The sequence below is a fragment of the Cellulophaga algicola DSM 14237 genome (assembly GCF_000186265.1).
Taxonomy (GTDB): Bacteria; Bacteroidota; Bacteroidia; order Flavobacteriales; family Flavobacteriaceae; genus Cellulophaga; species Cellulophaga algicola.
Genome location: NC_014934.1, coordinates 4,548,085 through 4,574,695 on the forward strand (window position 1 = coordinate 4,548,085; position 26,611 = coordinate 4,574,695).

The following is a 26,611-nucleotide window of genomic DNA, read 5'->3' on the forward strand; positions in this document are numbered from 1 at the left end:
TTAAGAAAGGTAAACTAATTACATTATCAATTAGATAGAATGATATTATTATGAGTGCTAACTATTTGTTATGACCACATGCTCTTGAGCAAGATACTTATGAATATCGCTTACAACAATAGAACCCTCACCAACGGCAGAAGCCACACGCTTTACAGATCCAGAGCGCACATCGCCAACTGCAAATAAGCCAGGTAGACTAGTTTCAAAAGTAAAGGGTTTACGAACTTGATACTGAGCTTCATTTCTCAAAGCTTGGTCACAAATAGTGAGCCCTGTATGCACAAATCCATTTGCATCGGTATCAACAATATCATGAAGCCATTCGGTACATGGCTTAGCACCAACAAAAGTAAATAGATAGCTGATTTCATTCTTTACAAATGCATCTTCTTGTTCGATGACTACTTTTTCTAAATAGGTTTCACCTTCAACTTTTACCACATTACTATTGGTTACTACTTCTATATTTTCGAAAGCTATAATTCGCTGTACCAAATAATCGCTCATTTTGGCACCTAAATCTTCATTTCTGATAATTATATAGATTTTCTTAGCGAAATTTGCCAAAAACAATGCTGCTTGTCCTGCAGAATTACCGCCGCCAACAATACCAATTTCGCTATTTTTACACATATTGGCATGCATAGATGTTGCGCTATAATAAATGCCCGCACCTTCATATTTTTCTATACCATCTAAAGGCAATCTTCTATAAGCGGCACCTGTTGCAGCAATCACTGTACGTGCTTTTAAAGGTGATGTATTGCTTGCATTTATCTCATAAAGACCTGCATTTCTTTGGATACTTTCAACCCTATGCGGTACAGAAATGGTACACCCAAATTTTTGAGCTTGAATATAGCCGTTGTTGGCTAAATCTCTGCCAGATATACCTGTAGGGAAACCTAGGTAATTTTCAATTTTAGAACTCTTACCAGCCTGTCCGCCAGGTGAATTACTATCAATGGTCAAAACTTTCAGCCCTTCAGAAGACGCATACACACTGGCAGCTAAACCAGCAGGACCAGCACCTATGACCAATACATCATAAATTTCATCATCTAACTTTAATCGAACACCAGAACACTCCCCTATTTCATCAATAGACGGACGAATAGAAATCTCATCCTGACTATTAATTACAACTGGTAAATCTGATTCTTTTAAATTAAAAGCTTCTAATATACTTTTGAGCCCTTCTTCTTTATCCGAATCGACAAAAGTATATAGAATGTCATTTTTATCCATGAAATCACGAATCGCATAGGTTTCGTTAGAATGCTCCGAGCCTATTAACTTGACACCTTGTATACTATTTTTCAAACTTTCTTCACGTAATAAAAACGCATTCAGAAGTAAATCGCTAATATCACTAAATTTTGCGATGGCTTTTTTTAACTGATCTGGTTTTATGCGTATTACTTGAGTTTTTTCTAACGTTTCTCCACGTACTCCTATAGCCCGGTGAGAAAGAATACTACTAGATCCTGAAAATTGATGCTTACTATGAATAGTAACATTCCCCTTATCTTTCTCCGGATCAATAATTTTAATTCCTCCTTCTAATACAACAAAAAAATCATACCTTTTGTCACCATAGTCTAATATAGTAGTTGGTTTATCATAATTCTCTACCGTACCATAGCCTTTTAACTTTTCTACTTGTTGATTGGTGAGTTCAGGGAATCTGGCATCTATCATAATTTGTTGGGATTAGTATGTAACAAAAGATTCATCTTTATAGCACCAGAGCCACCTTTCGTTATATTCAGCTGAGCTTATAACCGGATGATCAGTTTTATGAAAATGAGCCGTTGCATGTTTGTTTTTAGAATCATCACAACAAAGTGTGACTCCGCATTCTTGACACGTGCGCAAATGTACCCATGAATCTCCTAATTTTACACATTCTTGGCAAACCTGTTTTTTAGCTAATTTTAATTCAGAAATAGAGGCTATATGACTGCAAACTTCTTCGCTCATAATTTTAGGTTATTATAAAGATGAATAAGAAAAAATAACATTCGTAATTTAGCTTACGCTAGCACGTAACATCCAAGCCATTTCTTCATGTTCTTGCAACAACCCAGTTAAAAAATCGGCAGTACCAACATCGTTTAGTTCTTCTTCAATTTCAGGAATTATTTTTCTAATTTCTATGATGATGGTATCATGGTCTTGCAATAAGACTTTCATGTAATTAAGGCTAGAGTTGTCTCCTTCTATCTCCTCTGATAGATGCGTTAATTGTAAAAACTGCTTTAAGGTAGCAGGAGCATAATGACCTATTTTACGAATGCGTTCTGCAACACTATCTACAAATTCTTTAATAGCATTATAGTGGTCTTCAAAAAACACATGTTTGGTATGAAAATCGATTCCTTCTAGATTCCAATGTGCTCTTAGGGTTTTTGTGTAGATTAAAAATTCGTCTGCCAATATTTTAGATAAATGCTCGGCTACTTTTGCTCTGTTTTCTTCTGTTATTCCAATGTTTGTTTTCATTTTCAATTATTTAATATTCTGTTTAAAAATTATTTTCTCATTCTATAAATTTAATAAAAGAAGAACAAAAAAGCGACTAACTTTACTATAGTTAATCGCTCTTATACTATTTATCTTAAAGCTACTTAGAACATGAACGGTTTGAATACTTCGCTCTTATGCAATCGAAAGTAACAACTATGCTCTTTTTTATTTTGATTATTTTTCTGTCTTCTTTAAATAATCTGGCAGCTCTTTAGACAACCAATCTTCACGTACAGGCACATGTACATCCAAATCTACCGTTTCTTCTAAAGCCCAAAATTCGTGAGGAACATTCTCAGGAAAAACAATGACTTCTCCTGCTCCAACTTCTACAAATGTTTCTTTACCATCAATAATAGTCTTGATTTTTACTTTACCAGACATGATGTAGGTAATCTGTTCATTTGGGTGTTGGTGCCAAGGAATATGCGCATCTTTCTCTAAATTGAAAATCGTCATTTGCCCTTTTTCACCGTGAAACCACTTGCGTTTGATGCCTTTTCCGATAGTTTCTGATGCCATATCATCAAAATTGAAATGTTGCACTTTTGATGTTGCTACAGAATCTATAGTGTTTACTTGCGCATTTGCGGTATTGCTAACAAATAATGCGGTTACAGCTACTGCTGCTAGTATGTTTTTCATTTTTATATTTTATTAAATATGTCAGTTCGAGTGAAATTATTTTTAGAATTTTGTATCGAGAACCATTCTTATCTATTAAGCTTCTCGATATCCTCCTTTCTGCGGACAGGCATATTTTTTGCGCCTCAAAATTCACTCGAGGTAACGTACGTTTACATTAATTTTTAATAATCTAAATTGTCAGTTCGAGTGAAATTATTTTTAGAATTTTGTATCGAGAACCATTCTTAGCGTTGTGCTTCTTGATACATTTTTATTTCAATAAAAACATTCAAAGTGACATTCTTATATATTGATTAATAGTTAGATTGTCAGTTCGAGTGAAACTAATTTTAAAGTTGTTAGTTTTGAAAAGCAACCATGTTCCTAAGTTCTCGATACATTTTTATTTCCATTTTATTCCAATAAAAACACTCGAAGTGACATTCTGATTTATTAATAGTTAGTTTGTCAGTTCGAGTGAAATTCTTTTTTAGAATTTTGTATCGAGAACCATTCTGAGTGCTATGCTTCTCGATACAAATTTCTTATATCTTCAATCAAAATATATTTTGATTTTCAATAACTCAAAATTCACTCGAAGTAACATACCGTTATTATTTGTCTCATTGAGACTAAAATCCTTCTAAAACTTTTTTACCTTTTGCTTTTCCGGTCTCTAAGAACGCGTGTGCTTTACGTAAGTTTTCAGCATTAATAGTTCCGAAATTTTCACCTAAAGTGGTTCTAATTGTTCCGTTATCAATTAATTGAGAAACCTTATTTAAAATGTTGTGTTGCTCAATCATATCTTCTGTTTGAAACATAGCACGTGTAAACATTAGCTCGATGTGCGTAGACACTGCTTTCCCTTTAAAAGGCATCACATTCATCACTTTTGGATCATCAATAAAGCCGAATTTACCTTGTGGTTTAATCAACTTTACAATTTCATCAACATGTTGTTCCGTAGCATTTAAACTCACCACATATTCAGGAGCAGGAAGGCTATACTTTTCAAATTCTTCGCTCAATTTGTTGCTGTGGTTGATAACCGTATCTGCACCTAATTCTTTTAACCAATCGGTAGTTTCTTCGCGAGAAGCAGTCGCAATAATGTTCAGTTTTGTTAGCTTTTTAGCTAATTGCACCAAAATAGAACCCACACCACCAGCAGCACCAATTACTAAAATAGATTTGTTGGCATCGTCTTTAGAAACTTCTAATCTGTGAAACAACATTTCATAAGCTGTAAGCGTAGTTAAAGGCAAAGCAGCTGCTTCAGCATAGGATAAACTTGCAGGTTTTTTACCCACAATACGTTCATCTACTACTTGAAATTGCGCATAACTACCTTGACGTGTAAAATCACCAGCATACCAAACTTCATCACCAATATTAAAAAGGGTAACGTCGTCACCAATCGCAGTTACAATTCCGGTTGCATCCCATCCAATAATTTTCCAATCATCACCTTGTACAGGCATATTTGCACGCACTTTGTAATCTGCTGGATTTACCGAAATGGCTTTAATCTCCACCAAAATATCTCTTCCTGTTGCTTTCGGAGTCTCTATTTCTATGTCTTGTAGCGAATTTACATTGTCTATTGGTAAATTCTCTTTGTATCCTATTGCTTTCATCTGAATTAAAATTATATTACAGTAATAATTTCGCTTTCTGCTAATCTAGATTTTGGAGTTTTGTCGGTCGAATTAAAATCAGATGCTGCTCTATATCCTAAAGAAACAACTACTAAAGAGGTAAACCCTTTTGCTCTTAATCCGAATTCTTCATCTAACGCTTTTACATCAATACCTTCCATTGGGGTAGCATCAATACCTAAACTAGCAACTCCTAATAAAAAGTTACCAATGTTAAGATATACCTGCTTTTCCATCCAATGTTGGTAGTCCTTTAAATCATATTTATGAATGTCTCCGAAAGCGTTCATTCCTCCGTACATTCCGTTTTTTATGTCTTCATTAGGAAATCTTCCGTCTTTATCCTGTACTTCTAAAAGGTGTTTAAAAAAAGTATCATCTGCACCTTCGCTTGTTTTCGAACAAAACAATACTACTGCTGATGCATTCGTTATTTTTAGTTCATTAAAATGAAAAAAGCCTTGTGTTCCTTTTGTCATACGTGCTTTTCCTTCTGTAGTCTCAGCAATAATAAAATGCCAAGGTTGCAGGTTAATACTTGAAGGACTCATTCGTAATAAATTTTTGACTTCCCCCATATCTGCATCAGATATTTTCTTGGTTGTGTCGTATTCCTTCGTAGTGTATCTCCAGTTTAATGTTTCTTGTAAATTCATTATTACGTATTTTTTATTTAACTATCATTTTTATAGTAACAAAAATAAGTATAGTATTAAAACCTCACAATAACGGTCATAAATGATAGTATACTAATTTTAGCTTTTTCATATCTAAAAAACTAAAAAACAACCAATTACTAGTTTTATTTTAATTGCTACAAGGTTATCCGAATGCTATATCCAAAACTATTTCACCTATTTCACCCACCTAAAAGTGAGGTTAATTCTCGGTTGAATTTTCTTTGTAGTCTTCGGAATTTTATGCATCCAGTTTTCTTGTGTAGCTCCTTGCATAAGAAGTAAGCTGCCATGTGCTAAAGGAATATCTATTCGTTTTACATCCTTTCTGGTTGCATGTTTTAATTGAAATGGTCTAGTAGCACCAAAAGTGACCGAACCTATGACCGTATTTTTTCGCTCTTCTCCGGTATAGTCTTGGTGCCAATTGACGCTGTCTTCCCCGTCTCTATAATAGTTAAGTAAACACCGCGTGAATTTTACATCTACCTTCTCCTCTATTCGCGCTTTTATATAAAGCAAATCTTCGGTCCATGGGCGTACGCTACGTTTAGTGTTAGCATAAGAATCATCTGCATTGGTATCTCCGTACCAAGCCGTTAATCTGGGCAAATCTATTTCTTTACCGTAAATAACAAGTTGGTCTTGTTCCCAATTCGTATTTTTCAAAAGACTGGTATAAAGTCGACCGCTTTCTTCTTTTGAAAAGAAATTCTCGAATAAAGTAACATCAGCCCCTGGCATATCAAACTCCGTTTTACGGATTTCATCTGTTGAAAAAAGGTCTGTTTGATTAAATAAATCCATACTATTGAATGGTTAGGTGAAGATTATACTTAAATTCTAGTAGCTTATGCTATCCAAACACTTTTTGTGTTTACAAATTCTTTAATTCCATATCCAGAAAGCTCTCTACCATAACCACTATTTTTAACGCCTCCAAAAGGCAATCTTGGATCAGAAACCACCAGCTTATTTACGAAACTACTACCCGCTTCTAATTGCAAAGCAATCTGTTCTCCTCGCTCTAAGTTACTCGTGAATACTCCCGAACCTAGACCAAATTGAGAATTATTAGCCAAAATTATAGCCTCTTCATCATTTTTTGCTTTGATCACAGAGGCTACAGGTCCAAATAACTCCTCATCAAAACCTTCCATACCTGGCTTTAAATCTGCCAAAATAGTAGCTGGATAGTATGCACCTTTGCCTTGAGGAATTTCCCCACCAAGTACTAAACGGCCACCCTGTGCAATTGTTTTTTGTACCTGCTCATGCAATTCATTTCTCAAATCTTTACGCGCCATTGGCCCGTAATAGGTGTCTTCTGCTGTTGGAGCACCCATTTTTGCGTCTTTCATTTTCTTTTTAAAGGCTACTAAAAATTCCTCATATATAGCTTCTAACACAATAAAACGTTTTGCGGCAATACATGTTTGCCCATTATTTTGTAGACGGCCAAAAGTGGCTAGTTCTACTGCTTTTTCTAAATCTGCATCTTCCAGAATTATATACGCATCACTGCCTCCTAATTCTAGTACCGTTTTCTTTAAATTTTGGCCGGCAATTGAAGCTACAGAGCGCCCAGCAGGATCACTTCCTGTTAAGGTTACTGCAACAATATTTTTATCTGCTATAACATCTTTCACATGTTCAGAACTCAAATTTAAATTAGTGAAACACCCTTTAGGAAAACCCGCTTTTAGAAAAGCATCTTCTAGCGCAAAAGCACAACCCTGAACATTAGAAGCATGTTTAAGAACACCTACATTACCTGCCATTAAAGCAGGAACAGCAAATCTAATCACCTGATAAAATGGAAAATTCCAAGGCATAACCGCCAATACTACACCTATAGGCTGAAAAGTAACATAGCTTTTTTTAGCTTCTGTATCTACAGAATTGTCTGCCAATAAATCCTTGGCATTATCAGCATAATAACGACAAATTAAAATGCATTTTTCAATCTCTTTTCTAGACTGGCCAATTATCTTACCCATTTCTCTCGTTGCTAGTTGTGCATATTCTTCCTTATGCTCCTCTAAGTAATCTGCTAGTTTGTGCATCAATTTAGATCGTTCTTCAAAAGATGTTACCTTCCAACTACCAAAAGTTCTGTTCGCTAGAGCAATTTTATTTTTTGCTTCTTCCTGAGTTATTCTATCGTAAGTTGCCACCTCTTCATCGGTTGCTGGATTAATTATTGTGATACTTGACATGAGCGCTTTATTTTAAAAATTAGTACTGTCCTTTTATAGCAACAAGAACGCATATAATGAGATAAGTGCTTAATGGAATTAAATAATACATTAACTCCTTTGATGCTAATCCAATTACCGTAAACATACTATTGTTTACAAAGGTTTTTATTTTTTAAGACATACAATTAGTATAACTAAAGGTAAATTTGGTATATATCGGGGTTAATAGGGTGTTTTTACAAGCTTTTAAACGAATTTGAGTAACTTTACGTGTAAATAAGTGGTGAAATGCAAGTATTAGAAGCCTACAAACCTTTTGAAATACAAGAAATAGAATTAACAAGCTGGAAGCAACGTCCGGTTAAAAATAATTTTTTTGAGTTAGTCTTGATTACTAATGGCGATGGCACTCAGTGTATAAATTACAACCATTATCCCTATATTAAAGGCAGTGTTTTTTTATTACCTCCTTTGAGATGCCATTCATTTACGATAGAAAAGCCTACCAAGTTTGTCTTTTTAAAGTTTACCGATTCTTTTTTCAAGAATGTAAACCGGACTACTATTGATAGAAATGAATGGTTTAAAGAAGCTTCTTATATCCTTTCTAATTATAACCAATTACCTGGTGATATTATTAAAAATGATCTTGACCGACATCATCTGGAAAGCTTAGTGCATATGATCCTTCAAGAGGCTAGAAGTTACGGCTCAGATTCTATTCGTTTAATTACAAGCCTTATGACTAGTATTCTAGAACTCTTAATTCGCAATATAAAGAAAGGAACTTATTTTAAAGCACCCAAAAAAAATGCAGATGATAGGATTACAAAAATGCTTACCTACATCAACGAAAATATTGATAAAACAGCGCTATTGAAAGTTGAGAATCTAGCAACAATTTTCATGATGTCTCCTACTTATGTTAGTGAGTATTTTAAAAAGCAGGTGCATATGTCATTGCGCGAGTATATCATCAAAGCAAAATTAAAGCTCGTAGAAATCCGACTCTTGAATTCAGATTTTACCTTAACACAAATAGCAGATGATTTGGGCTTTACAGACGCAAGTCACCTCTCTAAAACTTTTAAACGATACTCTGGCTCTTCTATAAAAGAATTTAGAACTAATGGAGAATATTTGTTATTGAAACGAACTGCATGTGCAAGCTAGTCTACAACCATAGAGATTTATTTTTCCTTAATATGGAATAATTTTATTAGCGGTTTTGATACGTTAAACATCTTTTTCGCAAACCCTATTTCATCTCACATACGAGGTTAAATAGGGTTTGTTTTTTATCCCAATAGCTGTATACGATGAACAAATACACTTCTATTATAATTCATCTACTTCCCTTTTTCTTTTTTTGGCCGTAATCTTTTTGGTTACAAAAGCATATCGATCAATTCTTAATTTATTCTAGTCAATGAACCACACGCATAGCCGTTACCTTTGGGTAGAACAAAAAAAAGAGACTTATGAAACTAGAAAATAGCACTATAATAATCACAGGAGCATCAAGTGGAATTGGAAAAGCAACCGCACACAAATTAGCTGAAAACGGAGCTAAAGTGGTGCTTATGGCCAGAAGCGAAGATGAATTAAATGATTTGAAAAAAGAGATTGAAAAAAATGGCGGAGTAGCATTAGTAGTTAGTGGTGACGTTACCAAAATGGAAGATTTTGAGAATGTAGTTACCAAAACCAAAGAGAAGTTTGGAACGGTAAACGGACTAATCAATAATGCCGGATTGATGCCCTTATCATTTGTAGAAAAATTAAAAACAGATGAGTGGGATAAAATGGTGGACGTTAATATTAAAGGAGTACTTAACGGCGTTGCCGCAGTACTGCCAGAATTAAAAGCCAACAAAGGAGGTAATATAATTAATATTTCTTCCATGGCCGCACACCGCTACTTTCCTGGTGGAGCCGTTTATTGTGCTACAAAAGCAGCTGTAAAAATGTTTTCTGAAGGTTTAAGACAAGAGCTTGCTCCAAAATATGGAATTAATATTACCTCTATAGAACCGGGAGCTGTTGCTACCAATCTTACGAGTACCATTACAGATGATGACATTAAAGAAATGATGAAAGAAATGTTTGAGATGGAAACTTTAGAGGCGGAAGATATAGCCAATGCTATTTACTACGCATTAACACAGCCAGACCGTGTTAATATTAATGATGTATATCTTGTTCCTAGTGAGCAAAAATAGAAAGGAATAAGAATTTAAAGAAAAAAATTATGTCTACGACAACAAAACAAAATACATTTAATACTACGAATCCCACAACGGGTAAAACCTTATCATCGTATGAATATATGACTGACGATCAGGTGGAAGAAAGCATCCAAGAATCGCAAAAAGCGTTTCTTGACTGGAAAACCAAATCTATCGAAGAACGTGGTAAGGTTATAAAGGCAATAGGGAAAGAGTTGCAGAACTATAAAACAGAATTAGCAGAATTAATGACCGATGAGATGGGGAAACTGCTATCACAGAGTCTGCAAGAGGTAGATATTTGCTCTGCTATATGTGATTATTCTGCCAAGAATGCCCCAGAAATATTAAAAAGTGAAGAGCGTGAGCTACTTGACGGAGGAAAAGGAATAGTGGCCTATGCTCCTATGGGCATCATTTACGGTATCCAACCTTGGAACTATCCTTCGTACCAAGTTATTCGTTACACGATTACCAATTTAATGGCGGGTAATAGCATTTTATTAAAGCACGCCTCTAACGTAACTGGTACCGCAAAACTTCTAAAATCTATTTTTGACACAGCTGGTCTACCAAGCGGACTATTTACCGTATTGGTTATAGATCACGAGCAATCTAATGCGATTATTAAACACAAGCTAGTACGCGGAGTTACGTTAACAGGTAGCCCTGCAGCTGGCGAGAAAATTGGAGAAAAAGCTGGAGCTCAACTTAAGAAAACTGTTCTGGAATTAGGAAGTAATGATGCTTACCTAATTTTAGACGACGCTGATGTTGATCTTGCTGTAGAAAAAAGTGTACAAGGCCGTATATATAATAATGGTGAAACGTGTATTGCAGCAAAAAGATTTGTAGCTACAGAGAAGGTTTACGAAGAATTTAAAGAGAAATTTGTGAATGCTATGAAAGCTTTAAAATTAGGCGATCCAAAATTAGAAGATACCCAATTGGGTCCTATGGCGCGTAAAGATTTGAGGGAGGAAATTCACGAACAAGTACAGGAGAGTTTAGAAAAAGGGGCTAAATTACTTTGTGGTGGAACAATCCCAAATGGTGAGGGCTACTTTTATCCTGCAACCGTATTAGATCAAGTAACTAAAGGGCAACCAGCATACGATGATGAGCTGTTCGGACCGGTAGCATCATTGATTAAAGCGAAAGATAATGAAGATGCCATGAGGATTGCAAATGATAGTAGATTTGGTTTGGGAGGAGGAATCTTCTCAAAAGATGAAAAAGGAGCTATCGAATTAGCCGAAAAGCATTTTGATACCGGGATGATATTTATTAATTCTTTTGGAACAGCAGAACCAACTATGCCATTTGGCGGGGTAAAAGATTCCGGTTTTGGACGAGAGCACGGTGGCTTCGGGATGAAAGAATTTGTGAACGTAAAATCTATTATGATTCGAAAATAAAATTACATCCGTTATTTTATAAAAAAGCACCCTCAAAGGGTGCTTTTTGCATTACTAGTAATTTAAAATTGGTAATATCAATAGTTTGCTAATTTGCGATTACAATCTTCTGCTTAATTACCTCCCCTGAAATAGCATTTATTTCAAGAATATAAATTCCATCTTTTAAAGAAGAAATATCTATCTTTTTATCCGCAATATCTTTTCTAAGTATTGTCAATCCATTCAAATTATAAATTTTTGCATTCACATAGTTGGCGCTAGAAATATTAAGTACTCCCGAAGCCGGATTTGGATATACTTCAAAATTATCAGAAGCTTCTGTAGCTGACTCTACCATAGCTTTACTAGAAACCCTTAAATTTGTCTGACTTCTAGTGAACGTTAACCTGTTTAAGGCCCAGCTTTGATTAGCTGAAGCAAAAACCTCTACATTTAATAATCCGTTTGTGACTACAATGTTATTTAGATTCGCATTTTTATATTCCGCAATCTTTGTGGTTACCGTAGCTGTTTTTCCTCCTGATCGTATAGAATTGTTTACGCGAGCACTCAAACGATCTCCAAAAGTTGCGGTAATATTGTACGTACCATTAGCTACAGGGAATTGAAGTGTTCTTGTCCTATTTTGATCGTATGCAAAATCTCTATTCAATGCATTGGTACCTGTAGTAGCTCCTCTATCGGCATAATTTAAATTGCCAACATTGGTCCAAAAACCATCATTAATTCCATAAGAAACTCTAGTGTATCCATTAAAAATAGCTGAACTTATAGCTCCAAAATCATAAAAACCAGAAGTAGCTCCTGTATTTTGATTAGAACCTCCTGAAATATTTACAGGCTTATACACCCTAATCCAATCTACCAACAAGTTATTATTTTCAAAATTGGTCATTTCAGCGTCGGTTGGAGACCTATTTGCTTCTGCTTGCCAATTTTGATCTTCTACATTAATGATAATATCCATTTCTTTAGAAAATTTTCTTCCATTGTTTAAATAATTAAAAGGATCTATTACACTAATGTTGGACTTGGTTTTAGCATCATTTAAACTTGAGGCTACAGTCATTTTCTGGTATCCATTCTCTCTAATCAATTGTCCGTTTACACCTGTGCTTGTTACTCCGGCCGGGTATGTATACTGCCAGGTACCATCTCCCAAACGTGTTTGTGTAGCGTTATTATCCAATACACGAACCATCTGACCGTCTACAAAATATTCTAATCTAGTTGGAGAAACCCAGTTCACTCCAATTCTAACATTTCTTCCTCCCCATTGTGCAACACTATTTTTAGTCCACCAACTATTTAAATCTGCAGGCTGATAATCTTTAAAATTCGGAGGTCTAATAAAAACATGATGGCTCAGGTGTATTTTAGAAGAGAAAAAACTGTTTCTATTATCAGAACCTGGTCCTCCATAACATTCAATAATATCTATTTCTTGGGTATCATCTGGACTTAAAAGCCAAATGTCCGATGCTAAAGATGAGTTCATTACACGAATACTTGCCTCTACAAAAACAGGATAAAGAACTCTAGTTTTGTTCGTTATACAACCTGATCTAGTTTCGGGCCTAGCGATTGAGGCACCTGTAGAGCCAGTAAATGATTTTGTAGCACCAGGTATTCTCGATGCCCACATGTTTAAACTTCCTCCCGAAACGGCTACATGATCTTGCCTCCAAACTGTTGGTCCAGGACCGGGCCAATTATTAGGCTCGCCATTGGGTTGATTATGAAATTTGTTATACCACTTGGCATTACCTGCTGGTCCAAAATCTACAACATTGTTTGTAGGGTTAAACGTGTAATTAAAATTGTCACTTGGTTTTTCCTGCAGTTGCCATTCCTTTCCGTTGCCTGCATTTGCTGGAATAGCGATATTATCCCAATCATTTTGACTACTTACGAGCAAAATTTGGAATAGTGCTAATAAGGTAAGTAAGTTGATTTTTTTCATTTAAATTAATTTTTTGAGATTATTAACTTTATTTTTTGATGTTATCGCAAAAAATACATTGATAAAATGCTAAAACATCATTATTAACCTCAATGATAGTATTTAAATCCTAGCAGCTTAAAAAAAAAGACTAGACATAAACTGAACATTGAAAAAGAAATGAAATAGAAAATTAACGCATTTCATCGATGAAATGCCGCAGTTAATAGAGGGTCCAGTCCTTACTTATTAAATTTTATCGAAAAAAATAAATCCCTTTTTGTAGTGTCTAGGATTTTTGCATAAAAAAATAGTGCCAATTGTTATCCATCCATACGCTGACAGCTATTAATTTTTAAGCTGACTACTTCCCACTTGTTGATCTTCTTCTAGTAGTTTTTCTTGTTGCTCCATTTCCTCTCGGGCTTTAAAGACATATTCTTTCCCTGTTTTAGGAGCTCGTGCCAACCTACGCATGCTTTCTTCATCTAAGCGGATGAATTTATCTGCCTGCCCTCGAGTTGCCTCAGCATCAAAACCAATATGCTGCAGTACATCACTCGCTAATTTTATGGAAGTATCAAGGGACTCGCGGTAAATATGATCTACACCATTATTAAGTAAATCATAAGCATCATCCCTATTTCTAGCTCTAACCATAAGCTTTAAATGCGGATATTTTTCTTTTACCTTTTTTATTAAACTAAGCGTCACCTCTGGATTGTCTATAGCACAAATTAAAATTTCGGCATTCGCAATTCCTGCGGATTCTAGGAGATCTAAACGTGTGGCATCGCCATAAAACACTTCAAAACCCATTTTTCTCAAAAGATCTACCCGACTAGAATCTTGATCTAAAATAGTCGTTTTTACGCCATGTGCCCTTAAAAATCTACCCACTGTACTTCCAAAGTGACCGAAACCTACTAATATAATTTTATCGGAACGCTCTATGGCATCTGCTGGTTTTTCTTCGGCCTGTTTTGTTCCAAATTTTGGCAGTATTAACTTTTCGCTCAACAGTCCTAATATGGGTGTTAAAGCCATTGTTAGTGCCGTAACAACCAACATAATATCTAATTGTTTTTGGTCTAAAATGTGCAATTGCAACGCAAAAGATAACATCACAAATGCAAACTCACCAATTTGAGCCAAGCCAACCGCTAAGAGAAATTTCTGATTTATTTTTAATTTAAATAGCGTGGCAACGATATATAACACCAATCCTTTTACTAAAATTATCCCCACTACTAATCCACTTATTACCAATGGATTATCTGCAATAACTACAAAGTTTATTGTAGTACCCACGGTAATGAAAAACAATCCTAAAAGTAATCCCTTAAAGGGTTCAAGTGTACTTTCTAACTCATGCTTAAACTCGCTCGTAGCTAAAACCACACCCCCCAAAAAGGCCCCTAATGCCGGACTTAACCCAACAAACTCCATAAGATAAGTAATGGCCAAAACAATCAACAAAGCAGCAGCCGTTAGTAACTCTCGCACTTTTGAAATGGCCACCAAACGCAGTACCGGAATAATTAAATAGCGGCCAGAAATAACAATCAACACAATAGCGCTTACGGTGGCTAAAGCTTGCCAGCCTAAAGGTAAAGTCTCTAAAATATTAGCACTCCCCTCACCTTCTAATTTAGAAGCATCTACAGTAGATAGTAAAGGCAACAGCCCCAACATCACAATTACAATAATATCTTGAAAAAGTAAAATAGCAAATGATGAAGCTCCATAGGTGGTATTCATTAAATTTTTCTCACTTATGGTTTGTAAGGTGATGGCTGTAGAAGACATGGAAATGGCCATGGCACAGGTTAAAGATACTTGCCATGACACCCCAAAAGCTATTAGGATTGCAAATGAAATAAGACTCGTTAATACCACTTGAGTTCCGCCCATCCCTACGATGGTTTTTCTCATTTTCCAGAAACTCTTAGCATCTATCTCTAATCCTATTAAAAAGAGCATCATCACTACACCAAATTCTGCAAAATGTTGAATATCATTTCCTTCTTCCCCTATGAACCCTAGAAGATAGGGACCTATTAGAACGCCTGCCAATAAATAGCCTAAAACAGAACTTAAGCCTAATTTTTTAGCAATGGGCACACATATAATGGCCCCTACTAAAAATACAATAGCTTCAAAAAGGATATCTTCATTCATAGGGTACTGGAATTCGGTGGTAGGCGCAAAAATACACATAAAACCCTAAAAGTTTAAAATTACAGAAGTATCCCTTAGTATCACTTTGAACTAAAGCCTTACGCAAGTGTAAAAATAGTTTATGTGTTCAGTTTTAATTAAAATTTACAATTTAGAGGATCGTAATCTCCGTTTATAACGGTTTATGAAAGAAAAATATAGGCTATTTGATGGTAAAAGCTCAAGGCGTTAAAAGTAAATCTATTTAAACAAAAACTTTGTATAGCACTACCGTTGAAAGCATGTTGGTATGCCTATAAAATTAAAAAAAGGCAATGATAAATTTTAGTAAAACGAGTATATCCTACCTACTACAAGAGCTATAAATACTCTTAAAAAATAAAAGGCTGCTTTCTTATTTTGAAAGCAGCCTTTTATAACAAACAGTGAAGGCTACTCAAAATAATCAGACACCGCACTTACACGCGCGGTAACGTGACTATTAAGTTCGCTAATTGCTGCTTGAAAGTCAGCACTTGAATTTAAAAAAGTATATCCAGAAACTTCTGCCGTAGCATAAGGCGCTATCAATGTAGCATAGGCAGCATATTTAGGCTGCATTAGAGAAGCATTAAATACCGTATTTACCACATCTTGAACATACCCATCATACTGTGCTTGATACACTTCATCCTGATACAAATACCCTATAAGCGGCCATTCTGTAGCATTTAAATCAGAAAAATCTAAAGCCAAAGAACCTTGCATATTTCCTGTTTGTAAAGCTTCATTATTATCCCAAGGAATCCATGATAATACGGCCGTATCGGGATTATTATACAAAAAGTAATTGTGTGTCATCCTACCATAGGTATCCCAGTTTTGAATCACTGTATTTACTGCCAAATACTTCAAAAAGGTATCGGTATCAAAAATTTGCTCTAAACTTTCTCGCCATGCTGCTGGATCTGTGGTTCTAGTTTCTGAATGTAAAGCGGCAAACACACTTTCTATATCGGAATAATCGGCCTCATCTTCATTTGTCTTTTTAACAAATACACTTTCAGAAAAACTTCCTTCTGCAAACGATGCTCCATCGCCATCTGGCTTGTATAAATTACCATCATTATCTGAAAACTGCGTATCTATTACCGTATCATCTACCTCTTCTACTAAGGTATAAACTCCAAAATAAACAGGTCCGTCTCCATGATCTACATATACTGTATAAAAACCTGCATGAGAACTGGCTACGCCAAAATCTCTAAAAACATCTGTAGCCACTTTTTCGCGTAGCATAGAATTATCATTGTAATTATTTTTAAGACTTAATTTTTTAAATCCGTAAAAACGTTGGTTATCTATCTGCGGATATTCATCTTCAAATTCATCAAAATCTAATTTGAAAGATAGTTTTAAGTTCCCACTAGACCAGGTAGACTGTAAACTAGAATTTCCTTTAAAACGAACTCCTACTTTATACCATTCTTTATCCTCGTAAAACACTTCTGCCGGAACAAAAATTGGATCTTCGTCAGTTGTTACTAATCCACCACCACCGGGTCCTCCGCCAGAAGTGCTCGTCCCAAATTCCCCATACAAAGAAGTCATATCATCTAACATACTTTGCCAACGTTCTTCAGAAATTACAATATCAAGACGTTTAACCGCTTCATCTTCAAAAACTTCATCAATATCAGGGTCAGCAGATTTACTGTGTGTTGCATCCGTCCAATCTACCTTATCAAAATCTGTATCTGAATAGGTTTCTACATAAGCCTCATCACTCGTAGAATCATCCGTTTCTTCTACATCTACAGTGGTTGTATTGATATCATCTTCTGAACAAGAATTAAAAAATGAGAAGCAAAGGAGTAAAATAAATAAGGTGCTTAATTTTTTCATACTATTAGTTATTGTGTTAAACAGTAGAGTAATATCTTGCATTATTTACTGCTTTTTAGCAGCTTTCAGTGAATGATAGGAATTTATCTGTGAAATAGACTTTATACCAAGAATCATTTTAATAAATAAGTATCTCTAATGTTTAGAGAGCTACCGTACTAAAACAATAGCTATTTCTTTATTTAAAAATTAGCCATGTATTTTCTTATACTATTTTTGATGAAGAGCTGCATCATTTTTTTTGCTACAAAAATACAGTAGGGTTACTAGGCATTATCTATTCTAAAAGTTTATAAATTTATAAGCACTCTTAAAAATTTTAAAAGGTTAGATTATTTTGCTATCTTTTATTTTAGAAACGCTCGTATATAAACATGAACACCCCCTTAAATTAATACCTATGTGCAACAAACACCAATGTCATATTGTTCCCGAACATATTTTAGCGGCATTAGCAAAACGCGGAAGTAAGAATTGCAAAAAAACCTTGAATGATACCCGTCGTATTTTAGAAAAAAGGAATACGCTTTTAAACGGATTATTGCAACAAAAATTAGCTACTGGAGAAGGAGATAGAAAGATTTATGATTGCGAAAATAAATTTGAACAACGTGTAACTCTAAGCATAAGTGAAGGTGATGCTCTAACAGATGATGCTACTGCAAATAGTGCTTACGATACCTCGGGCTTTGTTAGAGCATATTTTAAAGACACTTTTAATTTAAATTCTGTGAACGGAGAAGGCATGGATTTAGTGTCTAACGTTCATTATGGCGAGAACTATAATAATGCATTCTGGGACGGTGATGAAATGACGTATGGTGATGGTGATCAGGTCGATTTTAAGGATTTTGCTAGTGCCATTGATGTTGTTGCTCATGAACTTACCCATGGTATCACACAATTTATGGCCAATTTAGAATACGAAGGTCAGCCAGGAGCACTCAATGAACATTTTTCTGATGTATTTGGCACCATTATTAAGCAGAAATATTTAGATCAAAGTTTAGAAGAAGCAGATTGGCTTATAGGCAATACAATTGTAACCGAAACTTTTCCTGGTGTAGCGCTTAGGTCTATGAAAGCACCTGGTACTGCTAATGACTTTGATACACAGCCAGATCATATGGATTGGTATTATGCCGGTCCTGAGGATCATCAAGGGGTTCATATCAATTCTGGAATACCCAACAAAGCTTTCTATCTGTGTTGCTTAGAAATCGGAATTGATAATTGCGCTTTACTATGGTTTGAAACCCTAAAATTTCTTTGGCGTACGGCTAATTTTAACGATATGTTAGAGGTGCTTTTAACAACAGCTGAACTCTTAATTTCTCAAAATAAGCTTCCCAAAGCTGCAACAATGGCTATTGAGACTAGTTTTACAGCCGTAGGATTACCACAAAAAGCACTGATATGAAGTATTCCTTAAGTATATCTGGCGGCTTTACTGGAATTACTAAAAAATATGCAGGAGAAGTAAGCGTCGCGGGTACAGAACTAAAAAAAATAGTAGAAGCTCTAAACACTCCCCCATTAGCTAAAAATGAAAATTTAAGAGACGGACTTCAATACCATTTAAATGTACAAAAAGACACCGAGAATTACGAAGCAAATTTTGATGACTCAAATCTGCCATCACCTATAAGAAGTTTAATTACCACTATTTTAAATCAAAAATAACCTACGCTAAAATTTTCGAATTTAGAAATTTTATAGCGTTACGTGTTTAACTAAAATGATTAATATTTAATATTTAAGGCTTTAAATAAGTGACTCATGGTCCAAGCTGGGCCAATCATTAAAAACTGTAAATCTTTTAAAAACGAAGGTTTTTTTCCTTCATGATTGTGACCAATAAATTGCCCTACCCAAGCTATAACAAAAAGAACTAGCATAGGAATCCAAAGTGCTAAACTCGTGCTTACTAGAATAACATCTATTCCCAACAAAACTAGAATAGAAAACAAGAGCATACCTACAAATAGGGTTTTAGAAAGACTTAGATAATAAAATAAGCCCAACACAATTACTAAAGCACCAAAATGGACATAGGATTGTAAAAATTCTGGAAAAGCATGTATAACAGTATCAGAGACTGGAATACTAGCTAATAAGCCTATCAAACTAAAAAAGATTACCGGAACACAAATATAATGAATCGCAATATTAAATTTTGTTTGGTGACTTTCACCATATTCCGCTAATAGGGTATCAATTTTTCTCATACGGGGGATTTAGATATTAGTTCGTTTTTGGTAAGGCTACAAATTGCCTAAGTTGGTGGTACTCTTCCAAACCTTTGTCTGTTAAATATGGCAAAAGCAAGGTCCAAAGCATTTCAACAGCCCCACATTTATTTGTTTCGTAGTTTGCAGCTGTAATAACTAGTTTTTGTGCTTGCCAAAAAGTACTAGCCATCCAAATTAAATGAATGGTTTTATTGTAGTCTATCATTTCAGATTCTGGAAGCATTCTTCCCGTTTCTATATAATAATCAATTAATTTTCTCCCCTCTTTAAACCGGTTTAAATTTATTAATTTATAATGTTCCGCAATTTCAGGGTAGGTTTTGTTGATATTAACAATATCATTAAAAAAGAAATTATAATGCTGTTGCAAACTATCAAAATTCCGCATCATCTCTTCAAAATGAAATAAAGTGATGTATACATTTTCAGGAAGAATATAATTCTTATTTTCTTCATACATATCATAATAAATAGACGCCAGGAGCTTTTCTTTACTTTTAAAATGGTATTGTAAATTACCCGCACTTATAGAAAGACTATCCGCTATTTGTTTCATAGAAACATTAGACATCCCATGAATGTTAAACAATTTTATAGCCTCTTTTTTTATTTCTTCTTTCATACCACAACTTATAAAAAAAATACAAGCTTACTAATATAAGAATTTTTTTAGTAACTAGTTACTAAAAAGCAAAAGGGGAGCATTTTAAAATGCTCCCCTTTTATCTAATAAATTAGAATAAGTTCTATTCTATCATTCCTACAACTTCATAAGCTCTAGTCCCCTCATATTGTATTTTTTCATACAATACATCATTATATTCATAAAGAATAGTACCGTCTATTTCTACCTTTTCTGCACCGTCAGGCAATTCATAAACAATAGTTCCTACTTCTGGAGCCACTACTTCATATTCATTTTGAATTTGAATATAGAAAACACCATCATAATTATAGTAATTTCTAGTTCCGAATTTCACACGACGAAAGCCTGTAGGCAAATTAGTGACGCGCACTCCTGCTCTTGGAGCTACAGCGATATAGCGTCCATTATAATTTCTATAATATTTATTGTTAGTGTAGTAATAGTTCTGATTGTTGTGCTTTATTACCTTAGCATTAGTAGGTACTGATCTATAGGTGGTAACCTTCTTTTTAGGGGTTTTGTAGACCACGGTCTTACGCGGTACCACACGCGAACGTGTACTGGTTTTTACCACCACTGTTTTAGATTTTGATTTTGTACTCCTAGTTTGCGCATTTCCTGAAAATGAAAATGCTAATATCATAAAACTAAATAGGCCAAATGTTCTTATCGTATTTTTCATAATAAATGTTATTTTAGGGTTTATACTTCTTTGACCGTATGCATCTCAGATAGTTTAATTTGTTTAGAAAACTTTAGCATTTAACTGTTGGCTTTTTAAAAGTTCTATCCCGCAACTACCTAAACATAAACACAATACCTTTTGTATTTTAAAATTGTGAATATCTATTCTTTCATTTATAGAAATCATACCTAAGAGAAGCCCTATATTTGCCACCCCAAAACAATGACATTATGAGTGCAACATGGTACGAGTGTAAAATAAAATATAGAAAGCTAGATGAAGCTAGTGGAATGCAAAAAGTAGCAACAGAACCTTATTTGGTAGATGCTATTTCGTATACCGAAGCGGAAAGTAGAATTACCGAGGAAATGGCTGCCTACCTTAGCGATAGTGATGATATAAAAATTACCAATATTAAAGTAGCCAACTATTCTGAAATACATCCTTTTGAAAATTCTGACCGTTGGTTTAAATCAAAAGTATCTTTAATTGCTTTTGATGAAGAGAGTGGTAAAGAACGCAAAACCAATATGTATTTATTGATACAAGCAAATGATGTAAAAGAAGCTTATGACAATACCGTATCTGTCATGAAAGACACGATGGGTGAGTATTCTATTCCGGCAATTACAGAATCGCCTATCATGGACGTATTTCCATACTTTTCAGGAGAAGAAGGTGATATGGAGCGTATAAAAAAATTCAATGAAGTAAAAGCTTCTGTCCCTGAAGTTACAGAGCTCAATGACGATTTAGAATTGGCGGATGTATTAGCCGCTGAAACAGAAACAGATTTTGAACCTAGAACCGGTGAAGAATAAAATTCTTTAAAATTCAATAAAAAAGAGGGCTTTCTAGCCCTCTTTTTTCGTTTCTATACTTTTTCTATTTCCTTTGTTTCCTGCTAGTTTTGTAAAACAAAGTTTCTCCAAAAACCTTATTTTCTTGGCATTCCTGTGCTATAGCTGTTTTTTTGAGTCCTAAAATTAGAGATGATAGTCTATAATTATTAGGGTGATTCATCGAAATATAGCGGTATTTTTTGTTCACCTCAGGGATTGTGTCTATTTTAACCTTCTTTAAATTACGACAGCCATGCCTAAAATGATTACCCCAGTGCTTATTATCGATGGAGAACGTTTTCTTCCTAAATCTGGTTATAAAGTTTCTATAGAACAAGCTATGGGCACGCACAGCTCTTTTAGTGTGGTTTTTCAAACCAATGCTACCGAAGGCTATGGCGGAACTTTAATGAATAATTCAATCAGCTATTCTGGAAAGAAGATATCTATAGGAGTCAATGATGGCGAATTAGAGTATGTGGGGATCATTACATCGGTAGCCTTACAAAAAGGGATTGGCGCTTCGGGCGCTATTGTACTTTCAGGACAAGGAGCTAGTATTTTACTCTCTAGATCAGTGCAATGTTTTAGCTATGAAGAAGGTTCTTCTTTTAGCCAAGTAGTAAGTGATACCTTTAATGGGCATTCTAAAGATCTTTTAAAAATGAGTATGGGTAACGGAACCAACATTCGTTTGCCATATACGGTACAATATAACGAATCCGATTTTTCCTTCTTACAACGCATGTGTGCACGCTATGGCGTGTGGATGTATGATAACGGCAGAACCTTTTGCGTAGGCCGTACGGGAGATAAACAATTTAATGGTGTGTATGGTCAGGATATTCAAACCTTTGGCCTCTCCACTACCTTACAATCCCAAAATAGTGGCTTTACCTCTAAAGATTGGGTCAATGATAGTGAGCTAGAATCGGTTTCTTCATCCTACAGTGCGCAAAGCGGACATATGTATGCCGGGAATGTAAAAAGAGAATCAGAAGGTTTATTTGCTAAGAAAGAAAACTATTCTTGGAATCACAACCAGAATGAATATAGCGGACAACAAGGTTTAGACCATGTAGCAAAAGTAGATACCTTATCTAAAGCCGCAAATATGATTATTGCCAATGGATCTTCAGAAATTGTAGGTTTACGCGTAGGCGATAATTTAACCATTGAAGGCGTTAGCTTTTCTGATAAAACACGTAGAGATGCTTTTGGCTCCTATATGGTTACCAAAGTAGCGCATCGTTTTGATCATAGTGGTAATTATGAGAATCATTTTGAAGGTGTACCCGAAGGAACAGAGCACCCACATTACAGTGCGGTATTTGCTACCCCTTCTGCAGAAGAACAACGTGGGGTTGTACTAGATAACAATGACCCTGACGGATTAGGACGTATCAAAGTACAGTTTGGTTGGCAGCGAAGAATGGGCACCTCTACCCCATGGATAAAAATGAATACTCCATATGGCGGTAGCGGTAAAGGCTTTTACTTTATTCCGGAACTAGACGAAGAGGTACTCGTTGGTTTTGAAAACAACAACCCAGAAAAACCCTATGTACTAAGTGCTGGTTATAATAGCAGTGCCAAAAGTGGTGTTGCGGATGCGGAAAACAATATAAAAGCTATCATGACCCGCAGCGGGCATATCATTGAACTAAATGATACGGATGGTGGGGAGATGATTACGATTAAGGATAAGAATGAGAATATTATTAATATCAACACCGCAAGTAATGATATTATGATCTCAGCACATAACGATATTACCATTACTGCAGCCGAAAATTTAGCATTAAATAGCAAGAACATGCAGATAAATGTAGAAGAAAATTTAGACATTACTGTGGGGGCTAATAAAACAGAAAGTATCACAGAAAATTATACGCTCATGGCCAATAATGAAGAGCACCAAATTGGGGAAGACATTAAAGTAATTAGTAGCACCTATAAACAACAAGCTCAGGAAATTACAACGGATGCCAGTGGAGAAATCAAAACCAACGCAGGAGGAAAAATTACTATTGCTAGTGGGGACTCTATAGAATATGGGGAGTAATAAATTAGTTTAACTATTCAAGAAACAGTACACCTAGCTCCTTAACAAATGAATACAGAAGAAAGCAAATCATTTATTAGCAATATTGACGTTCAAACTGCACCTGTAAATGTAGGAAATTCTACATACGAGGAAGCTATTCCAGACGGTTATTTAAATATTACAATTGGTGTTTTCATAGATGGTACTTTAAATAATGCAGAAAACACAAAAGCAAGACAGGCTTATGAAAAAGAAGGCTCAAAGTCAAATTATGAAAAAAAACAATCTGAAATATATAAAAATTTAAAAAGAAACAATAGTAAAGATGATCTTGTAAGTTATTCAAACGATTTGTCGAATGTTGCAATAATGGAAACGGCATATAAAGAGATTATATCTGGTAATGAGCTACAATCAAAAATTTATACCCAAGGTATGGGTTCTACTAAACATACACTTGATGATTCTGATGGAACAGGTTTAGCCGAAGGACCATCAGGTATAAAAGCAAGAGTTGAAGAAGCGTGTGAACAGATTGTAGTAGAAATTAGGAGACTATTAAAGAATAATGATATAAAAAAAATTAGCGTGCTTCGAATTGATGTTTTTGGCTTTAGTAGAGGAGCAGCTGCTGCACGTCATTTTATGTATGAAGCTACGAGACCCATAAGAGAATCAAACAAAGGAAGGGCAATTAAAACATATTACGGCAAATTAGGGGAGTTTTTTATAAAATATGAAATTGATCAACCCATATTATTACAGTTTCGGTTTGCGGGACTTTTTGATACAGTAGCGTCGTATGGCAAAGAACACAATTTAGATACTTTTCAATTGGATCTAGATGCTGTAAAAAAAGCAAAACATACATTTCATTTAGTAGCACAAGATGAGCATAGGGAAAACTTTGTAATTACCAATATAAAAAGTACGGGAGCAAGCGGCGTAGAGAAATATATTCCTGGAGTGCATTCAGATATTGGTGGTGGATATACCGATAATTACAAAGAGGATTATTTAGTAATAAGAGAAGGGTATTCTAGTGAAGCGAAAGAAAATGGATCAAATGCGGTTACATCAAATAGGTTACGTGATTTCTTAATAAGAGATAGTTGGTACAGGCCAAGTGAAATTTATGTTAATGAATACTCCTTAAAAAAAGATACTAATCAGCACATAGATCCTTATTATGCGGTAATTATTAATAGAACAATAAAGTCTAAAAGGTACAGCTATATCTCCTTACACCTTATGGTACAATATGGAGTGAAAAAATCAATACCACTAGATTATACTTTCATTAAAGATAAGTACACCTTAGACGAAGAAATTAGTGTTGTATTACCTAATAAAACTGTTTATACAACAAATTTAAAAGATATTAAAAAACGTTTATACAAATATGTTTTTTATGGAGCGGCACCCATGAAATTTGATAATCCTGATGATGAAAATATGATACGAGCTATTCGGGCAAATTGTATGCACACTTCCGCTCATTACAGTGGTAAAATTGATCTTGTTGATAAATGGGGTATTCATTATTGGTATGCTCCACATAATCCTAGAGAAAGTTATTTTACCAGAAAAAGAGAAGAAAATAATGGCTAAATTTTAAATTAATGGATTACTACTACAAAAATATAAGTTTGGTTTGTATACTGTTATTAATTATAGGTTGCAAAGATCAAAAACCAACGAAGATAAGCGAAGAAATAGAAGAAGTATCACATATGAATAAATTTGAATGGCGCCCTACAGAATGTGCCCCAGAGCATTACCCTGTAACCATCTATCAAGGTGAATTTGCCACAGAAGAAGATGACTATTTTGAAATCCCAAATGGTGGTGTAGTAAGTAGCGATTGGGGCATATTTGGATCTACTTGGATGACAGGTCCTGATTTCAAATCTATACCTATCAAACTAAGAATTATTTGGATTTCCTATACCGAAAATCAGTTTTATTATGGCGATTTTGATTTACCTAAAGAAAAAATTACAGCTTTGTTCAAAAAAGGTTTTTTAGATAATACTGGTAAACAAGATGAATATACTAACCTTACCGTAGGTTTAGCTCCGGGAGGTGCTGTATCTGTATGGGTCATGGGCGCAGGTAACTATGTGGAAGTAGGTCATTACCAAGCTACAAAAACAAATGTTGCTATGAAAGATTTTGCACCCTATGCTACAATTAGTATGAATGAATTTGTTCAAAATAGAAAAAATAATTTCTCCGAAGAAACTAAAAATACTTTAGCTGTAGAAGGTATTCCCATTGGTAAATGGACAGCATACAGAAAATCCTACAATTGGAAACCTACTTTTAAACATAAAGATGGCGGGGTACTTGTAGACTTCCTAAATAAATTTTATAACGGAGATTTATATAATGTAAGAGCTGACAACCCCATATTACAGGAGTTTAGAGTTTCACCTCCAACCCAAAGAATAAGTTTTGATTGGGATGATAAAACAAAAACTAGATATACCGGTGTTATTAATTTTGATGAAAAAGAGATATGGAATGCTTTTGAAAAAATGTATGAAAATCCAAAAACCACGCAAGCAGAATTACTCTTAGAAGTAGATAAATACAATAGTAGTATAAGAATAGCTTTAAAAAGTGAAAATGATACTATTCCAATAGAAAAGTCAAAAGTAAAAATATATGTAACCCCTGTTTAAAAACTATACTATAGACCTTCTATTTATAATTAAAAAAATACATGCATCAAGCCCAAGACTCATATGAACCAATTATTTCATGCAACGGGCAGTCTGTA

At 34.8% G+C, this 26,611-nt stretch carries 23 protein-coding genes; 9 read left to right on the forward strand and 14 right to left on the reverse strand.

Going from position 1 to position 26,611, the window contains the following annotated elements; translation table 11 throughout:
* Positions 1-57: 57 nt before the first annotated feature.
* The 8 genes from CELAL_RS19715 to CELAL_RS19750 all read right to left on the reverse strand — a co-directional run bounded on the left by CELAL_RS19715 (position 58) and on the right by CELAL_RS19750 (position 7,716).
* Complete coding sequence (locus CELAL_RS19715) at positions 58-1,704, reverse strand: cyclic nucleotide-binding domain-containing thioredoxin-disulfide reductase (RefSeq protein WP_013552661.1); 1,647 nt, start codon at positions 1,702-1,704, stop codon at positions 58-60.
* 12 nt (positions 1,705-1,716) lie between these two features.
* Positions 1,717-1,986, reverse strand: a complete 270-nt coding sequence (locus CELAL_RS19720; protein WP_013552662.1) for a UBP-type zinc finger domain-containing protein — start codon at positions 1,984-1,986, stop codon at positions 1,717-1,719.
* Between the two features lie 48 nt (positions 1,987-2,034).
* The gene (locus CELAL_RS19725; protein WP_013552663.1) at positions 2,035-2,508 is read right to left on the reverse strand and encodes a Dps family protein; all 474 of its coding nucleotides are present in this window, start codon (positions 2,506-2,508) and stop codon (positions 2,035-2,037) included.
* A 198-nt stretch (positions 2,509-2,706) separates the two neighbouring features.
* Positions 2,707-3,177 (reverse strand): cupin domain-containing protein, encoded by a 471-nt coding sequence (locus CELAL_RS19730; protein WP_013552664.1) that lies wholly within the window; start codon positions 3,175-3,177, stop codon positions 2,707-2,709.
* 614 nt (positions 3,178-3,791) lie between these two features.
* Positions 3,792-4,799, reverse strand: a complete 1,008-nt coding sequence (locus tag CELAL_RS19735; RefSeq protein WP_013552665.1) for a zinc-binding alcohol dehydrogenase family protein — start codon at positions 4,797-4,799, stop codon at positions 3,792-3,794.
* A gap of 11 nt (positions 4,800-4,810) precedes the next feature.
* Positions 4,811-5,476, reverse strand: a complete 666-nt coding sequence (locus CELAL_RS19740) for an oxygen-insensitive NAD(P)H-dependent nitroreductase NfsB (RefSeq protein WP_013552666.1) — start codon at positions 5,474-5,476, stop codon at positions 4,811-4,813.
* Positions 5,477-5,674: 198 nt separating this feature from the next.
* A complete protein-coding gene (locus CELAL_RS19745) occupies positions 5,675-6,304 on the reverse strand; it encodes an alpha-ketoglutarate-dependent dioxygenase AlkB family protein (RefSeq protein ID WP_013552667.1) in 630 nt (209 codons plus the stop codon).
* Between the two features lie 44 nt (positions 6,305-6,348).
* Positions 6,349-7,716, reverse strand: a complete 1,368-nt coding sequence (locus tag CELAL_RS19750) for an NAD-dependent succinate-semialdehyde dehydrogenase (protein WP_013552668.1) — start codon at positions 7,714-7,716, stop codon at positions 6,349-6,351.
* Between the two features lie 270 nt (positions 7,717-7,986).
* Between CELAL_RS19750 and CELAL_RS19755 the strand changes: the two genes are divergently transcribed.
* The 3 genes from CELAL_RS19755 (at position 7,987) to CELAL_RS19765 (ending at position 11,344) form a co-directional block, all read left to right on the forward strand.
* A complete protein-coding gene (locus CELAL_RS19755) occupies positions 7,987-8,871 on the forward strand; it encodes an AraC family transcriptional regulator (protein WP_013552669.1) in 885 nt (294 codons plus the stop codon).
* 308 nt (positions 8,872-9,179) lie between these two features.
* Positions 9,180-9,920 (forward strand): SDR family oxidoreductase, encoded by a 741-nt coding sequence (locus CELAL_RS19760; RefSeq protein WP_013552670.1) that lies wholly within the window; start codon positions 9,180-9,182, stop codon positions 9,918-9,920.
* 29 nt (positions 9,921-9,949) lie between these two features.
* Positions 9,950-11,344, forward strand: coding sequence for an NAD-dependent succinate-semialdehyde dehydrogenase (locus tag CELAL_RS19765; RefSeq protein ID WP_013552671.1), 1,395 nt, complete (start codon positions 9,950-9,952; stop codon positions 11,342-11,344).
* An 88-nt stretch (positions 11,345-11,432) separates the two neighbouring features.
* Here CELAL_RS19765 and CELAL_RS21695 read toward each other — a convergent pair whose 3' ends face one another.
* From CELAL_RS21695 to CELAL_RS19780, 3 genes are all read right to left on the reverse strand, one after another.
* The gene (locus CELAL_RS21695; protein ID WP_013552672.1) at positions 11,433-13,310 is read right to left on the reverse strand and encodes a T9SS type A sorting domain-containing protein; all 1,878 of its coding nucleotides are present in this window, start codon (positions 13,308-13,310) and stop codon (positions 11,433-11,435) included.
* 327 nt (positions 13,311-13,637) lie between these two features.
* Positions 13,638-15,470: a monovalent cation:proton antiporter-2 (CPA2) family protein gene (locus CELAL_RS19775; RefSeq protein WP_148229718.1), complete on the reverse strand. Its 1,833-nt coding sequence runs from the start codon at positions 15,468-15,470 to the stop codon at positions 13,638-13,640.
* A gap of 432 nt (positions 15,471-15,902) precedes the next feature.
* Entirely contained in the window at positions 15,903-17,354 is a 1,452-nt protein-coding gene (locus CELAL_RS19780; protein ID WP_148229719.1) for a CotH kinase family protein, read from the reverse strand.
* A 400-nt stretch (positions 17,355-17,754) separates the two neighbouring features.
* Between CELAL_RS19780 and CELAL_RS19785 the strand changes: the two genes are divergently transcribed.
* A complete protein-coding gene (locus CELAL_RS19785; RefSeq protein WP_013552675.1) occupies positions 17,755-18,774 on the forward strand; it encodes a M4 family metallopeptidase in 1,020 nt (339 codons plus the stop codon).
* On the forward strand, positions 18,771-19,037 hold the full coding sequence (locus CELAL_RS19790) for a protealysin inhibitor emfourin (RefSeq protein WP_013552676.1): 267 nt from the start codon (positions 18,771-18,773) through the stop codon (positions 19,035-19,037). The genes CELAL_RS19785 and CELAL_RS19790 overlap by 4 nt, the downstream gene beginning before the upstream one ends.
* Before the next feature lie 59 nt (positions 19,038-19,096).
* Here the strand turns inward: CELAL_RS19790 and CELAL_RS19795 are convergent, their stop codons facing one another.
* From CELAL_RS19795 to CELAL_RS19805, 3 genes are all read right to left on the reverse strand, one after another.
* Complete coding sequence (locus CELAL_RS19795) at positions 19,097-19,582, reverse strand: Mpo1 family 2-hydroxy fatty acid dioxygenase (RefSeq protein WP_013552677.1); 486 nt, start codon at positions 19,580-19,582, stop codon at positions 19,097-19,099.
* Positions 19,583-19,598: 16 nt separating this feature from the next.
* Positions 19,599-20,228 carry a TetR/AcrR family transcriptional regulator gene (locus tag CELAL_RS19800; protein WP_013552678.1) on the reverse strand — a complete coding sequence of 210 codons (630 nt, stop codon included), beginning with the start codon at positions 20,226-20,228 and terminating at the stop codon, positions 19,599-19,601.
* 124 nt (positions 20,229-20,352) lie between these two features.
* Positions 20,353-20,934, reverse strand: coding sequence for a DUF6515 family protein (locus tag CELAL_RS19805; RefSeq protein ID WP_013552679.1), 582 nt, complete (start codon positions 20,932-20,934; stop codon positions 20,353-20,355).
* Positions 20,935-21,167: 233 nt separating this feature from the next.
* Here CELAL_RS19805 and CELAL_RS19810 point away from each other — a divergent pair, with 233 nt between their 5' ends.
* From CELAL_RS19810 to CELAL_RS19825, 4 genes are all read left to right on the forward strand, one after another.
* Positions 21,168-21,758 (forward strand): DUF4494 domain-containing protein, encoded by a 591-nt coding sequence (locus tag CELAL_RS19810; protein WP_013552680.1) that lies wholly within the window; start codon positions 21,168-21,170, stop codon positions 21,756-21,758.
* A gap of 274 nt (positions 21,759-22,032) precedes the next feature.
* Positions 22,033-23,844: a type VI secretion system Vgr family protein gene (locus CELAL_RS19815; RefSeq protein ID WP_013552681.1), complete on the forward strand. Its 1,812-nt coding sequence runs from the start codon at positions 22,033-22,035 to the stop codon at positions 23,842-23,844.
* Between the two features lie 48 nt (positions 23,845-23,892).
* Positions 23,893-25,437 carry a T6SS phospholipase effector Tle1-like catalytic domain-containing protein gene (locus CELAL_RS21700; RefSeq protein WP_013552682.1) on the forward strand — a complete coding sequence of 515 codons (1,545 nt, stop codon included), beginning with the start codon at positions 23,893-23,895 and terminating at the stop codon, positions 25,435-25,437.
* A gap of 11 nt (positions 25,438-25,448) precedes the next feature.
* On the forward strand, positions 25,449-26,513 hold the full coding sequence (locus CELAL_RS19825) for a DUF2931 family protein (RefSeq protein WP_013552683.1): 1,065 nt from the start codon (positions 25,449-25,451) through the stop codon (positions 26,511-26,513).
* The last annotated feature ends 98 nt before the right edge of the window (positions 26,514-26,611 follow it).

Coding starts and splice junctions, on each gene's coding strand:
- CELAL_RS19715 (WP_013552661.1), bottom strand. CDS start 1,704: ATGATAGATGCCAGATTCCCTGAACTCACCAATCAACAAGTAGAAAAG.
- CELAL_RS19720 (WP_013552662.1), bottom strand. CDS start 1,986: ATGAGCGAAGAAGTTTGCAGTCATATAGCCTCTATTTCTGAATTAAAA.
- CELAL_RS19725 (WP_013552663.1), bottom strand. CDS start 2,508: ATGAAAACAAACATTGGAATAACAGAAGAAAACAGAGCAAAAGTAGCC.
- CELAL_RS19730 (WP_013552664.1), bottom strand. CDS start 3,177: ATGAAAAACATACTAGCAGCAGTAGCTGTAACCGCATTATTTGTTAGC.
- CELAL_RS19735 (WP_013552665.1), bottom strand. CDS start 4,799: ATGAAAGCAATAGGATACAAAGAGAATTTACCAATAGACAATGTAAAT.
- CELAL_RS19740 (WP_013552666.1), bottom strand. CDS start 5,476: ATGAATTTACAAGAAACATTAAACTGGAGATACACTACGAAGGAATAC.
- CELAL_RS19745 (WP_013552667.1), bottom strand. CDS start 6,304: ATGGATTTATTTAATCAAACAGACCTTTTTTCAACAGATGAAATCCGT.
- CELAL_RS19750 (WP_013552668.1), bottom strand. CDS start 7,716: ATGTCAAGTATCACAATAATTAATCCAGCAACCGATGAAGAGGTGGCA.
- CELAL_RS19755 (WP_013552669.1), top strand. CDS start 7,987: ATGCAAGTATTAGAAGCCTACAAACCTTTTGAAATACAAGAAATAGAA.
- CELAL_RS19760 (WP_013552670.1), top strand. CDS start 9,180: ATGAAACTAGAAAATAGCACTATAATAATCACAGGAGCATCAAGTGGA.
- CELAL_RS19765 (WP_013552671.1), top strand. CDS start 9,950: ATGTCTACGACAACAAAACAAAATACATTTAATACTACGAATCCCACA.
- CELAL_RS21695 (WP_013552672.1), bottom strand. CDS start 13,310: ATGAAAAAAATCAACTTACTTACCTTATTAGCACTATTCCAAATTTTG.
- CELAL_RS19775 (WP_148229718.1), bottom strand. CDS start 15,470: ATGAATGAAGATATCCTTTTTGAAGCTATTGTATTTTTAGTAGGGGCC.
- CELAL_RS19780 (WP_148229719.1), bottom strand. CDS start 17,354: ATGAAAAAATTAAGCACCTTATTTATTTTACTCCTTTGCTTCTCATTT.
- CELAL_RS19785 (WP_013552675.1), top strand. CDS start 17,755: ATGTGCAACAAACACCAATGTCATATTGTTCCCGAACATATTTTAGCG.
- CELAL_RS19790 (WP_013552676.1), top strand. CDS start 18,771: ATGAAGTATTCCTTAAGTATATCTGGCGGCTTTACTGGAATTACTAAA.
- CELAL_RS19795 (WP_013552677.1), bottom strand. CDS start 19,582: ATGAGAAAAATTGATACCCTATTAGCGGAATATGGTGAAAGTCACCAA.
- CELAL_RS19800 (WP_013552678.1), bottom strand. CDS start 20,228: ATGAAAGAAGAAATAAAAAAAGAGGCTATAAAATTGTTTAACATTCAT.
- CELAL_RS19805 (WP_013552679.1), bottom strand. CDS start 20,934: ATGAAAAATACGATAAGAACATTTGGCCTATTTAGTTTTATGATATTA.
- CELAL_RS19810 (WP_013552680.1), top strand. CDS start 21,168: ATGAGTGCAACATGGTACGAGTGTAAAATAAAATATAGAAAGCTAGAT.
- CELAL_RS19815 (WP_013552681.1), top strand. CDS start 22,033: ATGCCTAAAATGATTACCCCAGTGCTTATTATCGATGGAGAACGTTTT.
- CELAL_RS21700 (WP_013552682.1), top strand. CDS start 23,893: ATGAATACAGAAGAAAGCAAATCATTTATTAGCAATATTGACGTTCAA.
- CELAL_RS19825 (WP_013552683.1), top strand. CDS start 25,449: ATGGATTACTACTACAAAAATATAAGTTTGGTTTGTATACTGTTATTA.